The sequence below is a fragment of the Myxococcus dinghuensis genome, from assembly GCF_024198235.1.
GTDB classification, from domain to species: domain Bacteria; phylum Myxococcota; class Myxococcia; order Myxococcales; family Myxococcaceae; genus Myxococcus; species Myxococcus dinghuensis.
In genome coordinates this window covers 278230-294623 of sequence record NZ_JAKCFB010000009.1, presented here as the reverse complement: position 1 = coordinate 294623, position 16394 = coordinate 278230, and the positions used below count along the sequence as shown (strand labels likewise).

At 65.8% G+C, this 16394-nt stretch carries 8 protein-coding genes and 1 pseudogene; 7 read left to right on the top strand and 2 right to left on the bottom strand.

Annotated features, from left to right (window positions below; translation table 11 throughout):
- Positions 1 to 641: 641 nt before the first annotated feature.
- Complete coding sequence (locus LZ198_RS15770; protein WP_253972782.1) at positions 642 to 2864, bottom strand: hypothetical protein; 2223 nt, start codon at positions 2862 to 2864, stop codon at positions 642 to 644.
- Between the two features lie 179 nt (positions 2865 to 3043).
- A pseudogene (locus tag LZ198_RS15765) lies at positions 3044 to 3445 on the bottom strand (integrase core domain-containing protein); the annotation flags it as partial.
- 591 nt (positions 3446 to 4036) lie between these two features.
- Between LZ198_RS15765 and LZ198_RS15760 the strand changes: the two are divergent.
- From LZ198_RS15760 to LZ198_RS15730, 7 genes are all read left to right on the top strand, one after another.
- Positions 4037 to 7213: a protein kinase domain-containing protein gene (locus tag LZ198_RS15760; RefSeq protein ID WP_253972781.1), complete on the top strand. Its 3177-nt coding sequence runs from the start codon at positions 4037 to 4039 to the stop codon at positions 7211 to 7213.
- Entirely contained in the window at positions 7210 to 8103 is an 894-nt protein-coding gene (locus LZ198_RS15755; protein ID WP_253972780.1) for an RNA polymerase subunit sigma-70, read from the top strand. Before LZ198_RS15760 ends, LZ198_RS15755 begins: the two co-directional genes overlap by 4 nt.
- Before the next feature lie 345 nt (positions 8104 to 8448).
- On the top strand, positions 8449 to 9255 hold the full coding sequence (locus LZ198_RS15750) for a hypothetical protein (protein ID WP_253972779.1): 807 nt from the start codon (positions 8449 to 8451) through the stop codon (positions 9253 to 9255).
- A 43-nt stretch (positions 9256 to 9298) separates the two neighbouring features.
- Complete coding sequence (locus LZ198_RS15745) at positions 9299 to 10201, top strand: hypothetical protein (RefSeq protein ID WP_253972778.1); 903 nt, start codon at positions 9299 to 9301, stop codon at positions 10199 to 10201.
- A complete protein-coding gene (locus LZ198_RS15740; protein ID WP_253972777.1) occupies positions 10198 to 11466 on the top strand; it encodes a Kelch repeat-containing protein in 1269 nt (422 codons plus the stop codon). Before LZ198_RS15745 ends, LZ198_RS15740 begins: the two co-directional genes overlap by 4 nt.
- A 525-nt stretch (positions 11467 to 11991) precedes the next feature.
- On the top strand, positions 11992 to 15384 hold the full coding sequence (locus LZ198_RS15735; RefSeq protein ID WP_253972776.1) for a DUF4082 domain-containing protein: 3393 nt from the start codon (positions 11992 to 11994) through the stop codon (positions 15382 to 15384).
- 197 nt (positions 15385 to 15581) lie between these two features.
- Complete coding sequence (locus LZ198_RS15730) at positions 15582 to 16256, top strand: SRPBCC family protein (protein ID WP_253972775.1); 675 nt, start codon at positions 15582 to 15584, stop codon at positions 16254 to 16256.
- Positions 16257 to 16394 lie beyond the last annotated feature (138 nt).

The following is a 16394-nucleotide window of genomic DNA, read 5'->3' as shown; positions in this document are numbered from 1 at the left end:
CCGCTGCGCCTCCTGACGGAACTGCTCCAGCTCCTTCTCCAGCTCCACGGACCACCTCCTGCGTGTGGCCGCTGGAGGTCTCACGAGATGCTGGGGCCCGTCACGACGGGGCACGGCGAGGTCTTACGGTTTTGCGTGACCACTGAGGGCGCCTCGTCCAGCTTCTTGAGCTGTGCGGGTGTCATCCCGACCGTCGATCATGGCCCCCCACCTGAATTCAAGTGACCGGGTAGAACCAAGTCTATGTCGTAAATTCCAGACGTCTCTTCATTATAGGCTGCCGGCCCCATTTCCCCGTGCGACTCCATCAGGGGACCGCAGGCCGTCGCGAAGAATAGAACACTGACCCCGAACACATACTTCACTGCATTTCTCATGCAAACATCTCCTTGCTGCGATTTCTAATTTTTCGCGAGCGCCACAGCGAAAACAGATGGACAGGCGCCGTAGAGGCTATCGCCTTCCCAACTGCGGCCTCGGCTGAACGGCTCTTTCTCAAAACCAAGGATGCCCCCGATAGCGAGGCATTTCTTGATGTCGACCTCAGAGAGAGACGGCGTATCAAACTGGCGCAGAGAGGTAGTTTCCAAACGAAGCTTCATTCATGCAGAAAGAGAGTGCCTCATGCCTTGGGTCGAACATCAATCCAAGCCGCGTGCGGCCCCCAGAAATAGCGTCTTGAGATCGGCGAGATTGCTATCGTTGGCTCCCTGTTCGAACAACTTCTTCAGTCCGCTCTTGCCCTGGACGGAGATTGTATGTGCGTACCGGAAGAAGGTGTCGAGCACAGCCTTTCGCTTGAGGACGTCCTCGACGAGGGAAGATGCGCCCTTGAAGACCCCGTCGAGCAGTCGATAGGTTTCGTCGCTAGTCAGCTTTGCATTCTTGGCCAGCTTGAGGATGGTATGCAGCTCGGATTCTGTGCCCAGGGGGCCATCTGCCAACTTGGGGTTGTTCTGGAGAAGCGCCTGGATTTGCTTGGGCTTCAGGCTCAGGTCTGTTGTGAGAAACTTGATCCGGGCGCTATCCGCAGTGGCAAGAGGCTCGCGAAGATTTTCTGGAAGCTGATCGAGTCCTGCAAAAAGGCGCTGCCGTTCGTCGGCGAGGTCCTTCTGGTCGATGAAATTCCCCAGCAACTCTCCACCCGCGCTGATGGCGGCTCCTATCCCACTGGCGATAGCGCCCGGCACGATGCCCCCTGGGATGTAGTTGACTAAGCCTCCGAGAACACCAATCACATCGCCAGCGGCGGCGAGGGCATAGCCCGCATTCCCTTCCTTAGCCTTGTCGACGTTGATTCCGAGCGATGCTGCGCTCGCGGCAACTCCAATTCCAGGGGCAATTTTTGCCGCAAATTCTGCAACGCTTAGTGCCTTGGTACCATAGCGCAAAGCGACTCTCTGTTGGGCGTTCTTCCCCAGGTCCACCAGACTCTTTGTCGCACCTGCCAAAAGTTCGGCAGCGCCTTTGCTGGCTCCGGCAAACTCTTTTGCCGCCTCACGGTATTCACCCTCTGCGGCCTTGTCGGCGCCTGCCTTTGCGCCGTAGACGAGGAGTCCGGCTGTCAGAAGCTTCGACCCAGTGCTCATGCTCTCGTAGTTGTCACCCAGCCTCTCCAAGGCGCTATACTTGCTGTCCGTGGCATCCTCGAGCGCAGCGGAAGCGGCCTGCGTCACTCCATCTCTGCCGTCAATTAGTGGCTTGCCAAAGTTTGAAAAAGTCTCGTCGAGGATTTTGAGTTTCTCTCTGTAGGCATCGGAGGCTGCTTTGGCGTCTCCGTCGTTCTCTTCGAGGAGGCGCGCAGCGAGTCCTGTTGCAGCAGGCTGGAGGATTTCTCTTTCGAGATTCTCGAATTCATTGAATGACTCTGCAACCTCGGGATCCTTGAAGAGCTTTTCGATGACGTCCGTGACTCTTCCGGATGCAGGAGAGGTCGCGAGTGTCTTGAGGGATTCATATAGTTCCTTGCGGGCCTCAGGGTCCCGAACTCCCGCTTGTCCCAATGTGGCCTGATTGCGCTCCAAGGACGCAGCAAGAGCCTGGGCTGCCTCAGCTTCTTCTTTGTAGACTGCTTTGTTCTTTGGATCCTTCTGGAACTCTTTGATGAAGGCGCTCTTCTGAACATCCGTGAGTGCTGGGCCGGCACTCGCTAGAAGCTTTGCCAGTCGCTCGTTCTTCTCCCTGACCTGGTCGCGTGCCTTTTCGAAGCGAGTCCTGGCGCCCTGTACTTCCTTGAGCGGGGCATCGGCGCCAGAGAGGCGCCCCACATGGCGGATACCGAGTCGGCTGGCGATGTCCTGCCACTGGGTATTGTCCGTTGCGTGGTCCCGAACGTCCTGGTCGGTGAGATATCCTTTCGCGCGTGCTGTGCCAAGGGCATCTGTAATGACCTTGCGTTCCGACTCCATGAACTCGGGAAAGTAGTTGCCGTTTTTGTCTTTTGAGAACGGAGAAAAGCCATCATGCGCGCGGGCCAAGTTATCGAGTAATCCCCCCTTTTCACGGGCGCGATTGACGAGTTGAGCTACATAGTCAGGATCACTCTTGTGCGTCTCGACAACCTTTGCGAAGGCCTTTGCGGCCCCAGTGGGGTTGAGTCCTTTGAGTTTCTCATAGTGCTCGTTGGCTTTTTGAACAGATGCGGGATTCAGCTTCGCCGGCAGAACCGCATTCGCGTCGAGGGCAGGAGTGCCGGCCTTCTTTGTCCCGGCCTCGAAATCACTGTGACCTTGATGGGCACGCACGTTGGGGTTGTCCCGCCCAGGGGAGTTCTTTCTCTCCTGTGTGCGTGTCTTGCTCTCATTGGTGGAAGTCGAAGGGGGTGCAACGTTTCGACATCTCTGATTGCCATCAATCTTTCCCATGGGCTCTTTCTGTTGGAATGCGTGGGCAAAACTCACCGCAGTTTATTCTTGTGCATCGAGGCCAATCGGCGAGTGCAAATCGTCGTGTGTGGTTTTGGAGAGGCAGATTCGGTCGGAGTGCGCAGGTTAGGTGGAGAGAGGGGTTGGCCTTGACCTGCCTGGATCCTTCGGACCACTGATTACGAGAGAGGCGCCGTCTGGGGCGGGTTGGGTATCACTGCTTCGCACTGCCGTCGAAATTCCAGAGGCATGAGGTAGCCCAGGCTCGAGTGAAGACGGACCTGGTTGTAGTGCTGCCACCACGCTTCGATGACCACCTTGGCCTCTGCTCGAGAGCGAAACCACTCCATGCTGAGGCACTCATCGCGCAAGCGTCCGTTGAAGCGCTCGTCGGTGCCGTTCTGCCAAGGCTTGCCAGGGGCGATATGCGCCAACTCGATGCCGGCCTCCGCGGCCCACCGCAGGACGGCCGAGGCCACGAACTCCGGCCCGTTGTCGCTGCGGATGTGCTTGGGGCCCCCCCGTTCGGTCACCAGCTTCGACAGGACCTCGACCACCCTTGAGGAGCGGATGGCGCCCGCGGGAGTCTGCCCTGGACTTTGCGCGATCTTGCGCGCATCCCTGGCAGTCTTCTTTGCGGCGTCCTCCTGTTTCTGGGCAGATTTCGCGTCACGCTGAGCCTGTGCCAGAACGCCCCTGGCCGTCGTCACCGCTTGACGCTTGGACTCAGCAACATGCCGCGCCGCCTCCGACTTCGGCGGGGCGACCTCCTCATTGCGCTTCTTCTTGACCGGGTCTTCTTTTGCTGCGCCGGGACCACTCACGGATGCGACAGAACCCATTGCGAACCCCCTCTTCGACAGAATTCACAGCCCTCATCCAGGCAAGCTCGATGAATCACACCAGACACAAAGCCAACCCAGAGGCTGTCATCCCCAATGAAAGAGCCTCGCCCAGCTCTTGGCTGTCCATCCCGAACACGACGACTCTCAGCGGCACGCGGCGAGAGGCCCCTCCAAACGCACGGAGCACCGAGCGTGTCTCCTAGAGAATAGTCTTCCGCGACGCAGCTCCCTCCTTCCGTGTACGACTCAACGCACGCCTGCCCATGCGCTCGTGAGGGAAGAGGGAATCACTTAATTTTCATCCCAAGATTTCCTGAGGGGGACATCATGGGTGAACGAACACCGACATCAGCCAGGTCTGGCGAATCGCAAAGTGTCGCAGAGCCCGCACCCACCCAGCCATGTCCCCAAGAGGCGACGCTGACTGACTTTCTGGCGGGATTGCTCTCCGCGGAGCAGCGCGCCGACGTCCTGGCACATGTGGAGCGCTGCCCGGACTGCCAATGGGCCCTCGCAGCGGGAGCAGGAGCCCAAGCACAACCCAACAATGCGACCACACCCCGCGAGGCGCCCGCCCAGGCACTGGTGGCTGGCACTCACGTTTCCCGCTACATCGTTCGTGAGAGCCTCGGCTCCGGGGCAATGGGCGTGGTGTACGCTGCGGATGACCCTGAGCTGGGCCGACGGGTAGCCCTCAAAGTGTTGCGCCCTGAGGGACGCCACCGCGAAGAGCTCCAGCAGCGACTGCTGCGCGAGGCCCAGGCGCTCGCCCGGCTCTCCCACCCCAACATCGTCACCCTGTATGACGTGGGAACCTACGGTGACGGCATCTTCCTGGCGATGGAGCTGGTGGAGGGCACCACGCTCGGGGAGTGGATGAAGCAACCACGTCCGTGGAAGGACGTACTCCGGGTGTTCGTCGACGCGGGCAAGGGTCTGGCAGCCGCCCACGCCGCCGGGCTGGTGCACCGCGACTTCAAGCCAGCGAACGCTCTCATCGGGAAGGATGGAAGGGTCTTCGTCACGGACTTCGGCATCGCCCGCATCTTCCACCAGGAGGATGAGCCCTCAACCGCACGGGAACATGTCTCGCCCCCAACCTCCCTCACGGAATCGCTCACTCGGACAGGCCAGGTACTGGGCACCCCTGCCTATCTCGCTCCGGAACTCCTTCAGGGCATGCACGCCGACACGCGCTCGGATGAGTTCAGTTTCTGCGTGGCACTCCATGAGGCCCTCTTTGGCGCGCGTCCCTTCCAGGGGGAGACGCTGAAGGAGCTGGTCCAGTCCGCCCAGCACGGGCTACTGAGTCCTCCGAAGCGTGACGTGAAGATCCCGCCCCGGATTCGACGCGCGCTACGCCGCGGGCTCAACGCAAAGCCCGAGGAGCGCTTCCCAACCATGCAGGCCCTCCTGGAGGCCCTCACTCCGCCGCCGCACCGCAGACTCGTGCAGGTCCTCGTCACATCGGGCCTGGCCGGAATGATGGGAATCCTCTCGGCCTTCGGGACAACAGCGCAGCGGCGCGAGGCCAACTGTGCACAGGAAGCGGAGAAGGTCGCGGTGGCTTGGAGTCCCGCGCGGAGAGAGCGGGTCCGCGCAGCCTTCCTTTCCACGGGCGTGGCCTCTGCAGCCCAGACCTGGGAGCAGTTCGCGGCGGTGCTGGATGCCCACACGGCTCAGTGGCGGATGCTCCGCACGGAAGCCTGTCGGGCCGCGACAGGCGACACCGCGGACCAGGCCAGGCAGACCGCCGCGTGCCTCGATGCACGGCTCTGGCAAATCGCCGCTGTCACGGAGGTGCTGGAAGAGGCCGACGCGCAGACAGTGCAGAACGCGCGCCAACTGACGCTATCGCTCGAGGGCCTTGTCGGATGCCGGGACACGCCGGGGCTCTCCAGCCGACCCCAGCCCCCCGACAACCTCCGCGCCCAGGTGGATGCGACACGGCACAAGCTGGCGCTGGCCCACGCCCACCTCGTGTCACACCGGTTCAATGAGGGCCTCGCGATGACATCCGCCCTCCTCGAAGAGCTGAAGGGACTCGGCTACAAGCCGCTGGAGGCAGAGGTGTTCCTGGCTCACGGCACGCTCCTCGGGGGCCTCAACAAGACCAAGGAGGCGGAGGCGGCTCTCTACCAGGCCCTGTGGGCGGCCGAGGCCGCGGGTGACGAAGAGACAGTGGCGAGGGCCTGGCTGGAGCTCATCCATGTCGCGGGCGAGGAGCAGTCCCGCCCCGATGAAGCGGAGAAGCTCGTCCGGCACGCGCGGGCCGCTGTCGAACGGCTGGGGCGGGAGCGCTTCCCCGACATCACGACGGACCTGCACACGCGCATCGCGTCGCTGAGAGAGATGCAAGGCCACCTCGCCGAGGCGGAGCAGGAGGCGCTCCGGGGCCTGGAGTTCTCGCTGAGGAGGAATGGCCCGGACAGCCTCCGTACGCCCAACCTCCTCCACCAAGTGGGACGCATTCGTTTCGACCAGGGCCGCTATGAGGACTCGCTGAAGGTCCACCGTGAGGCGCTGAAGCTGCGCGAGCACGTGCTCGGTCCCGACAACCCGGCGCTCGCTACTTCCTACAATCGGGTCGCCACGGCCTCGTTCGAGGTGGGAAAGCACGCCGAGGCCGTCAGCGCCTGGCACAAGGCCCTGGCCCTCCAGGAGGCGGCCTCCACTCCGGAGACGACCCCCATGGGGACGGTGCTGCTGAACCTGGCAGGGGTCTCGCGCCTCGACGGCCGGCTGGAGGAGGCGCGGTCCCAGGTCGAGCGGGCGCAAGCCATCTTCGAGCGAGCCCGCGGCCCCAACCACCTCACCGTTGTCTACGCACTCGCGGAGCAGGCGTTCATCTCCAGCGATGCGGGCCAGGACGACGAAGCGCTGGCCTTCGCGACCGAGGCCGTGGAGCGCATCCAGCGCGGACTGGGCCCGGACACGACGCGCGCCGCCCTACCGCTGACCTTCCGGGGGCAGGTGCACCTGAAGGCAGGTCGTTACCCAGAGGCCAGGCGCGACCTGCTGGACGCGCTGGACCGGCTGGAGAAGAAGCACGGCACGGAGGGAGGGAAGACCGCCCCCGTACTGCTCCCCCTGGCCGAGCTGGCCCTGGCGACTCACGCTCCGAAGGAAGCGCTCGCATACTGCGAACGTGCGCGGAAGGTCACGGAGACCGCCGAGGGAGCGGAGTCCGAGGACGGTGCCAGCGCCCTGAGCTGTGCCGGGGAGGCACATCTGGCGCTGGGCGCCGTGGCGGAAGCCGTCCCCCTGCTCGAGCGCGCACGGCGTATCCAGACCCGATGGGGCGAGGCCAAGGACCCGAAGGTCGCCGGCAAGACCGCGTTTCTGCTGGCCCGGGCGCTCCTGGAGACACGCACAGCCTCGGACCGGACTCGGGCGCTCGCGATGGCCGAGGAGGCGCGGACGCGGCTGGAGTCCGTGGGAGTCCGAGGTCGGCAGGAGCTCCAGACGGTACTGGCCTGGCAGCGGCGTGAGGCGAAGCGATGAGCACGCAATCGAAGACGCGCTCCTTGACAGCACTCTTGAGAGAGCACTTGCCGCGGGAGCGGCACACGGAGCTCGACGCCGAGGAGCGGCTGGAGGTGCTGCTGCACGAGCACATCGAGACAGCTCGGACCGCGTGGCCCATGCTGCCATTGTCCGACGAGACCTTCCTGCGGCATCTCGCCCTGCAGTTGCCTGCAGGCAAAGTGTCGAAAGTGATACGCATCATCCAGGCTGCGGACCTATTCCTCTCGTGCGCCTGCGCCACCGGGGCGTCGTCCGCCCTGAAGGCGTTCGAGCAACACATCCTCCGTCACATCCCCGCCCGGCTCGGGCGTCTGCCGCCCAACTCAGGGGAGGAGGTGCTGCAGGTGCTGCGTGAGCGGCTGCTGGTGGCCAGCGGGAGCACTCCACCGAGGATCGCGAGCTATGGGGGCCGGGGGCCCCTGCTCGCGTGGGTGGGAATCATCGCGACACGCATCGCGGGGGAGTTGGTGGGCCGGGACGAACGGCTTCAGCTCGTCGCCGAACCGCCAGAGGAGCTCGCACGATGCCTGGCACCGAGAGACCCCGAGTACGCGCTGCTGCGCGAAGACGCGCGCCAGCTCCTCGCCGAGTCGCTCCGAAAGGCCGTGGCGGTGCTTCCCGAGCAAGAGCGGACACTGCTGCGCTTGCACCACATCCATGGATTCACCATGGATCGGCTGACCCTGGTGTATGGCGGCTCGCGGTCCGCGGTTGCGAGGCGAGTCTCGGATGCTCGCAGACTGCTGCTCGAGCACGTCCGCAAGGAACTTGCCCCCCGATTGAAGCAGGACCAGGTCGCGCTGGAGAGCCTCGTCGGATTGGTTGGCAGCCGACTGGACATCAGCTTCAACGGACTGCTGGATTGATGCCGCGGGCTCCACACGTCCACCGGGCTCCGGCGGACCGGCATCTCCAATAGTCCACACAAACCGGCCGGCGCCATGGCCATCCTGCCGTCATCGTCGCGACTGACGCGCCCGGGGTGCGGGCACGGAGCCACCACCTCCCCCAGCCGTTCAACGCCTCTTCCAGACTTTTGTGGGACGCCGGCCGGCATCCTCCCTCTTTCTCCTCGATTGCAGGGGCAAACACGAATCGACTCGAGCCGGCCGTACCGCGCCTCGGAGCCGCGCTGTGTTGGCGCCTCCAATCACATGCATCGCGCCTGCCTCGTTCCTGACACGAGGCATTCTCGACAGGAGGAGATACTCATGGGCTCAGTGACAACGGTCGGTCGGTCTGGAGCGGCCAAAGTGGACCCCGCGGAGGCGCAACGCCGCGCAGAGGAGGCCCGACAGAAGGCGGAAGCGGCGCGGCTCGCGGCCGAGGCCAAGCGCAAGGCGGCGGAGGCGGCTCGGGACAACTTGACACAGACCAAGCGCGACGCCGATTCCGCGCGGAGACAGAAGGAAGCAGCGGAGAAGGCTGTCGCCGACGCGCGCAAGGCGGCGGAGAGACCCGGGCAGTCGCCTGCGGAGGCGAAGAAGTCGAAGGAGGCCCTTGGCGCCGCGGAGAAGAAGCTCAAGGAAGCCACCGAAGCCTCCAGGAGGGCTGCCCAGAGGCTCCAGGCGGCGGAGGAAACAGCAGCCCTCACCGCGAAGAGCGCCGAGGAGGCCATGCGCAAAGCGAACGCGCTGGCCCTCGAGGAATCCAAGAAGCCCCCCTACAGCCAGAAGGACATCGACAAGGTCAAGCCCACGAAGAATGAACTCGACTCCGCCTTCGAGGGCACGAGCCGGAAGGCGGAGTTGGAGAAGTTGCTGGGTTTGACGCCCCCGCCGCAGGAAGTCATCCAGACGGCGGGGAGCGGCGAAGCGCCAGGGGTCCCATTCACCGAGGGCGGTGTGAATGGCATGCAGGACCGCCCTCCAGCGCGCTTCGGTCAGCCATTCATGCCCTCGTCCGCTGATGCCTTGTTCCCTGAGCCGCAGGCGGCCAGCCCTGGAGCGGTGTCTCCCATCCCGGTCCCCGACAACTCGGTCCCCCCCCAGCCGGAGGGTGGTCCCTCGCTCTCGTGACATCGCAACGGCAGGCGAACCCAAGCGTCATTCGTGTGAGGACATGATGTCTTCTTCCAGCGACATCAAGGGCAATTCCATCGTGTCGGGCGTCCTATCTCGGAGTGGCGCCTGTGTCTGGAGCCTCCTCCTCGGACTCTGTATCCTCCCTGGAGGAGCCCGAGGCGCAGTCTCCCCCGACGTGCGACGTTACCTGGTGTCCATCCACCAACTCATCGAAGACCTCGCATACGAGCGAGCACTGGAGCAGGTTGCCCGAGGCAAGAAGGTGTCCAGGGGGCCCGAGGATGATGTGGCGATCTCGCTCTATGAGGGCATCCTCTTGGCCGAGCTGAGCGCTGAGAGGCTGGACGACTCCAATGCCGCCTTCAAAGCAGCCCTCTTTCTCGCTCCCGACGCCCAGCTCCCGTTGAGCGTCTCCCCAAAGTTGAAGCGGCGCTTCGAAGCCATGCGAGAGGAGGTTCTAGGCGAGCTGGCCCTGCGAGGGGAGGACCGGGGGCCGCTGAAAACGGATGCGCCGACGCTCCAGCGGGGTCCTGCATCACGAGGGCCGCTCCCCGACGAGGCCCCGAGACGCCCAGAGCCTTCGTCCTCTCCCCTCTCAGAGGAAATCCCCTCTCTCCCAACCACGAGAGAGCGAGCCATCATCCCTGCCATCGCGGGAGGCGCCCTCGTCGTCACAGCAGGCGTCTTCTGGAAATTGGCGGAGGGAAGGAAGTCACGGCTGATGCACAGGCCTCAGGAACTCCGAACGGAGGCTGACGCCAGAACCCTGGCGCAGAGCGCGCGCGGGATGCAGACGGTCTCCGTGGGACTGCTCGTCGGAGGACTGATGGGGCTGGGAGTCGCCACGGGAATGTATCTGCTGGGAGCACCTGATGCGCCGGCGCCCGTTCAAGTCGGGCTGGACGGAACGTCCGTGTCGATTTCGGGGAAGCTGCCATGAAGGTCCTTCATTTCTCGACGGCGCTTGGACTGCTCGTGATGGGCACGCATGTCGCAGCCTGCCTCGACGTCGATGACGCGGTACTCCAGTTCTGCATCAAGAGCCCGGGTGCCTGCCGGGACGGCGGAGCCGCTGGGGATGATGGAGCCGCTGACGACGACGGCGGGTCGGATGCTGGCACGGATGGGGGACCACCAGACAGTGGGCGCGAAACACCAGGGTGGAAACCCGTGCCTTCGATGCAGCTGCGCCGCACAGGGCATACGGCCACGGACCTGAAGAACGGCAAGGTGCTCGTCGTCGGAGGGTGCACCACACGTATCAACCAAGGATGCAACCCCACGAACACCGCGGAGCTCTACACCGTCTCGTCCAACAGCTGGAGTCTTGCCACGAGTCTCGAGACGCCACGCGCGGGGCATACGGCCACCCTGCTGAACGATGGAAGAGTCTTGGTGGTCGGTGGACTGGGACCCACGGACGAGGCACTGGCCACCGTTGAAGTCTACGACGTCGATGCCAACTCATGGACGGACGCGCGCGCCCTTCCCAATGGCGCGCGGGCCTGGCATGCCGCCATTCTGTTGACGTCGGGCAAGGTGCTGGTCGCAGGTGGTGGAACATCCGAATCCACGGGACTCGATACGACCGCGCTCTTCGACCCGAACGACGACACCTGGACGGACGTCGGCAACATGAGCTTCAAGCGAAACGTCCTGACCCTCACCATGCTCAACGGAGGCAAGGTGGTTGCAATCGGTGGCTACAGTGAGACGGGCGCGGAGCGAACCGCAGAGGTCTACGACTCGAGCCAGGTGAATGCCGGCTGGCAACGCATCGAAGCGCGGATGCGCAACGGCCGCAACGGCCATACAGCCACGCTTCTGCCTTCAGGGGAAATCTTGGTCGCCGGCTCATTGCTGGGGTCGCCGGGAACGGTCCTCCGCGACGTGGACCTCTTCGCCCCAGGGAACAGGTCTTGGTCCCCTCAGCAAGAGCTGAGAGAAGCCCGCTTCGCACACTCGGCCACCCTCTTGCCCTCGGGGGCAGTCCTTGTTGCCGGTGGAAACTCCCTCTCTACCGGAGAGCCGCGCGCATCTGTGGAGCTCTTCCGTCAGAACGGCACATGGGAGCTGATTTCCCCCATGTCCTGGGCGCGTGCCTCTCACACCGCCACGTGGCTCGATTCAGGAAGCGTGCTCATCATCGGAGGAACTGCGAGCAGCGGCGAAATACTCAACACCGTTGAGCGATTCGTCCCTTGATGCCTGGCCGCCCTCAATCCGGTCGCTGCCTCACGAGTGCGCCGACGGTGACATGCACGGTGCATCAAGGCGAGTGTGAGCATCGCTCATGCCATCCTGGCGCGACGTGCTTCAGGTAGACGCGGCGTTGGCCCCGGGAGGCATAGACCAGGAAGTTTGGTGCAATGGCAAATCCGCCCGAGCCAAGCGAGCCGAGTCGATGCGGCCCATGAAGTGCCAATCCACTTCCGACCTCATGCGTCACGTTTGCGTTTGCAACGCAATTCACGGAACATGCCGTCGCGCTCGGAGCGCCATGTCCCTGTGACAGGCGCCTCTCGACGCGCGAGGAAAGTTCGCGTGGCATGGCAACGACATCAGGCCCTCCGTGCCACGTCGTTGTCGGGGTCCGGTGCGGGCAGCAAGATTCCGCCGCCTTCGGTGCTCCCTCACCGAGGACGCCAGGCCTGGAGTCCTGTGCGGCTCGCGACAAGGGCCGCCGTCCTCCTCGCCGTTCGTCGTGCCACACCCCAAGGAGACGTCCGGATGACACCCCAGAAGCCACGACCCGCCTGGGTCCCCCCACCCCTGCGCGCTCACGCGGTGACGCTGCTCTTGGCCGCGCTGCTGCTCCTCCCCTCGAGCGAGGCATGGGCCCAGCCCACCTTCACCCTGTTCGCCCCCACCGCCACGCCCGCCGTCGCGTCCGTGACGAATGACTTCGCCGCCGTCGAGCTGGGCGTGAAGTTCCGCTCCGACGTCGACGGCGACATCCTCGGCATCCGCTTCTACAAGGGCGCCACCAACACCGGCACCCACGTGGGCAGCCTGTGGAGCGCCACCGGCCAGCGGCTGGGCTTCGCCACCTTCACCAGCGAGACGGCCAGCGGCTGGCAGCAGGTCCTCTTCACCACGCCCGTCCCCGTCACCGCCAACACGACCTACGTCGCCTCGTACCACGCGCCCGGCGGCGCCTACGCCTTCGACAACGGCGGCCTCGTCGCCGGCCAGGACACCCCGCCCCTGCACGCGCTCGCGGGCGCCTCGAATGGCGGCAACGGCGTCTTCACCTACGGCGCCGCGGGCTCCTTCCCCTCCACCGCCTTCGGCAACGCCAACTACTGGGTGGACGTCGTCTTCCGTCCGGCCGCGCCCGTCACGCTGTGGCCCTCCACCCAGACACCCACCGTCGCGTCCGTCACCAACGACCCCGCCGCCGTGGAGCTGGGCGTGAAGTTCAAGACCAACGTGAGCGGCAACGTGCTGGGCGTGCGCTTCTACAAGGGCGCCACCAACACCGGCACCCACGTGGGCAGCCTGTGGAGCGCCAATGGCAACCGCCTGGCCTTCGCCACCTTCACCAGCGAGACGGCCACCGGCTGGCAGGAGGTCCTCTTCTCGACGCCCGTCACCATCGCGGCCGACACGACCTACGTCGCCTCGTACCACGCGCCCGCAGGCGCCTACGCCTTCAACCAGGGCGGCCTCGCCACCGGCCAGGACACCCCGCCCCTGTTCGCCCTGCCCGGCGCCACCAGCGGCGGCAACGGCGTCTTCACCTACGGCGCGGCGGGCTCCTTCCCCGTCAACAGCTTCGAGAACTCCAACTACTGGGTGGACGTCGTCTTCCAGGCCACCGGCGCGCAGCCGCCCACGCAGCCGCCGGACAACCACTTCCGGCTCTTCGCCCCCACCGCCGTGCCGGCCAACGCCACCGCCAACGAGACCGCGCCCGTCGAGCTGGGCGTGAAGTTCCGCTCGGACGTGGACGGCCTCATCCGGGGCGTGCGCTTCTACAAGGGCAGCGGCAACACCGGCACGCATGTCGGCAACTTGTGGAGCGCCACCGGCCAGTCGCTCGCCTCCGCCACCTTCACCAACGAGACGGCCGTCGGCTGGCAGGAGGTGACGTTCGCCACGCCCGTGCCCATCACCGCGGGAGCCGCCTACGTGGCGTCGTACTTCGCGCCGGCGGGTGGCTACTCGTACAACACCAGCGGGCTCGCCACCGGCGTGGACGCGCCGCCGCTGCACGCCCTGCCCGGCTCCACCACCGCGGGGGGCAACGGCGTCTACGCCTACAACGCCACGCCCACCTTCCCGAGCGGCAGCTACCAGAACTCCAACTACTGGGTGGACGTCGTCTTCGAGTCCTACGGCCCGCCGCCCCGCCCGGGCGTCCAGGGCGCCGGCCCCGTGCTCGTGGCCACCGCCCCGGGCAACCCCTTCACCGACTACCTGCGTGAAATCCTCGAGGCCGAGGGCATCGCCGCCTTCGCCACCACCGACGCGGGCAACCTCGGCGTCACCGTGTCCCTGAATGACTACAAGGTCCTGGTGCTGGGGGAGCAGACGCTGGGCGCCGCTCAATTGACGCTCGTCACCAACTGGGTCAACGCGGGCGGCAGCCTCATCGCCCTGCGCCCCGCCGCCAACCTGGAGTCGCTGCTCGGCCTCAATCCCTCGCAGGGCACGCTGAGCAACGGCTACCTGCTGGTGAACGCCACCCAGGCGCCCGGCACCGGCATCACCGCGGAGACGATGCAGTACCACGGCCCCGCCGACAAGCGCACGCTGACCACCGGCACGCGCGCCGTCGCCACGCTCTACTCGGACGCCACCACCGCGACGACGTTCGCCGCCGTCAGCCAGCGCACCGTGGGCAGCGGCACCGCCACCGCCTTCATGTACGACCTGGCGAAGTCCGTCATCTACACGCGCCAGGGCAACCCCGCGTGGCAGGGACAGAACCGGGACGGCTCCTCCATCGGCCCGGGCGCGCGCGCCAGCGACATGTTCTACGGCAACGCGTCGTTCGACCCGCAGCCGGACTGGGTCAACCTGGGCAAGGTCCAGATTCCCCAGGCGGACGAGCAGCAGCGACTGCTCGCCAACGTGCTGCACCAGACCAGCACCATCCCGCTGCCGCGCCTGTGGTACTTCCCCCGCTCGCACAAGGCCGTCGTGGTGATGACGGGTGACGGTCACCCGGGCGGCGCCTCCACGCAGCGCTGGAACCAGTACCTCACGGACAGCCCCACGGGCTGCAACGTGGCGGACTGGGAGTGCATCCGCGGCACCATCTACGACTACGTCGGTGGCCTCACGGCCACCCAGGCGGGCAGCTACGTGACGCAGGGCTTCGAGTACGCGCTGCACGTCAACACCGGCTGCGCGGACTACACGGCGAACAACCTGGACCCGAACTTCTTCACGCCGCAGCTCGACGGCTTCGCGCTCAACTACCCGGCCATCCCCGCGCCCGTCACCAACCGCACGCACTGCATCGCGTTCAGCGACTGGTCCACCCAGCCCAAGGTGTCGCGCCTGCACGGCATCCGCCTGGACACCAACTACTACTACTGGCCCGACTACTGGGTGCAGGACCGCCCGGGCCTCTTCACCGGCTCCGGGCTGGCCATGCGCTTCGCGGACCTCGACGGCTCACCGCTCGACGTCTACCAGCTCGCCACGCAGATGACGGACGAGTCCGGCCAGTCCTATCCCCTCCACATCGACACGCTGCTGGCCAACGCGCTGGGCACCAAGGGCTACTACGGCGCCTTCAACGCCAACATGCACGTGGACTCGCAGCCCTCCGCCGGGTCCTCCGGCTCCGCCGCCATCGTCGCTTCCGCCAGGCGCGACGGCGTCCCGGTCATCACCGCGAAGCAGTTGCTCGAGTGGCTCGACGCGCGCGAGGCCACCCAGGTCTCCGCGCTGACCTTCACCGGGGGCACGGCGCTCACCTTCAACGTGACGAACCCCGCCCGCAACCTGACGCTCATGGTGCCCAGGCGCACCAGCACCGGCCGCACGCTGACCTCCGTCACGCGCGCGGGCGCCTCCGTGACGACCACCACCCGCACCATCAAGGGCGTGGACTTCGCCTTCATCGACGGCGCGCAGGCCGGGACGTACACGGCCACCTACAACTGAGTCACCCATCACCCCACGCTCCGGGGTGACGCGAGGGGCCCTTCCGGAAAAACCGGAACGGGCCCCTTGTCGTTGCACGCGCAATGATACCTCACAGGTGGGACTCCGGACGCAGGGCGCCTTGCGTCGGGTGGTGGGCGCGCTCTATATGCGCCGCGGGCCACGCTCCCCTGGCCCTTCCCAAGGAAACACACCCCATGCTCAAGAAGATTCTCGGTGGCCTCGCCGCCGCCATCCTCCTGCTCGTCGCCGTCATCGCCACGCGTCCCGCGGAGTACACCGTGCAGCGCACCGCGACGCTCCCCGTGGCGGCGGACATCGCCTTCACGCCGGTGAACGACTTCCACCGGTGGCCCGAGTGGTCCCCGTGGGCGAAGTTGGATCCGGACATGAAGACCACGTTCGGTGGCGCGGAGTCCGGCGCCGGCGCCACCTACGCGTGGGTGGGCAACGACAAGGTGGGCGAGGGGCGGATGACCATCCTGGAGAGCCAGCCCGCCGCGCTGGTGCGCTTCGAGCTGGAGTTCATCAAGCCGTGGGCCGGGAAGTCGGAGACGAGCGTCTCGTTCAAGCCCGTGGAGGGTGGCACCGAGGTCGTGTGGGCGATGCGCGGCCTCAACGACTTCATGGGCAAGGCCATGTGCCTGGTCATGGACATGGACCAGATGATCGGCAAGGACTTCGAGGCGGGGCTCGCCAACCTGAAGACGGTGGCCGAGGCCGACGCGAAGAAGCGCGCGGAGGCCGAGGCGGCGCGCGTGGCCGCGGAGAAGGCCGCGGCCGAGGCCGCCGCCGCGGAGGCCGCCGCCGCTGAGGCCGCCGCCGCCGCCGGCACCGAAGGGCAGCCCACCGTGGCGAAGCCCACGCCGTGATTCACCGCTGAGCAGGACACGCCTTGCCAGTCCGACGCCTCCGTGTCGCGGCCGTGCCGCGCGCGGGGGCGTCGTCGCGTCGACGTGGCAGTGTCGACCGGCGGTCCAACGCCGCTGCTTCCCTGGCGAGCAGTGAAC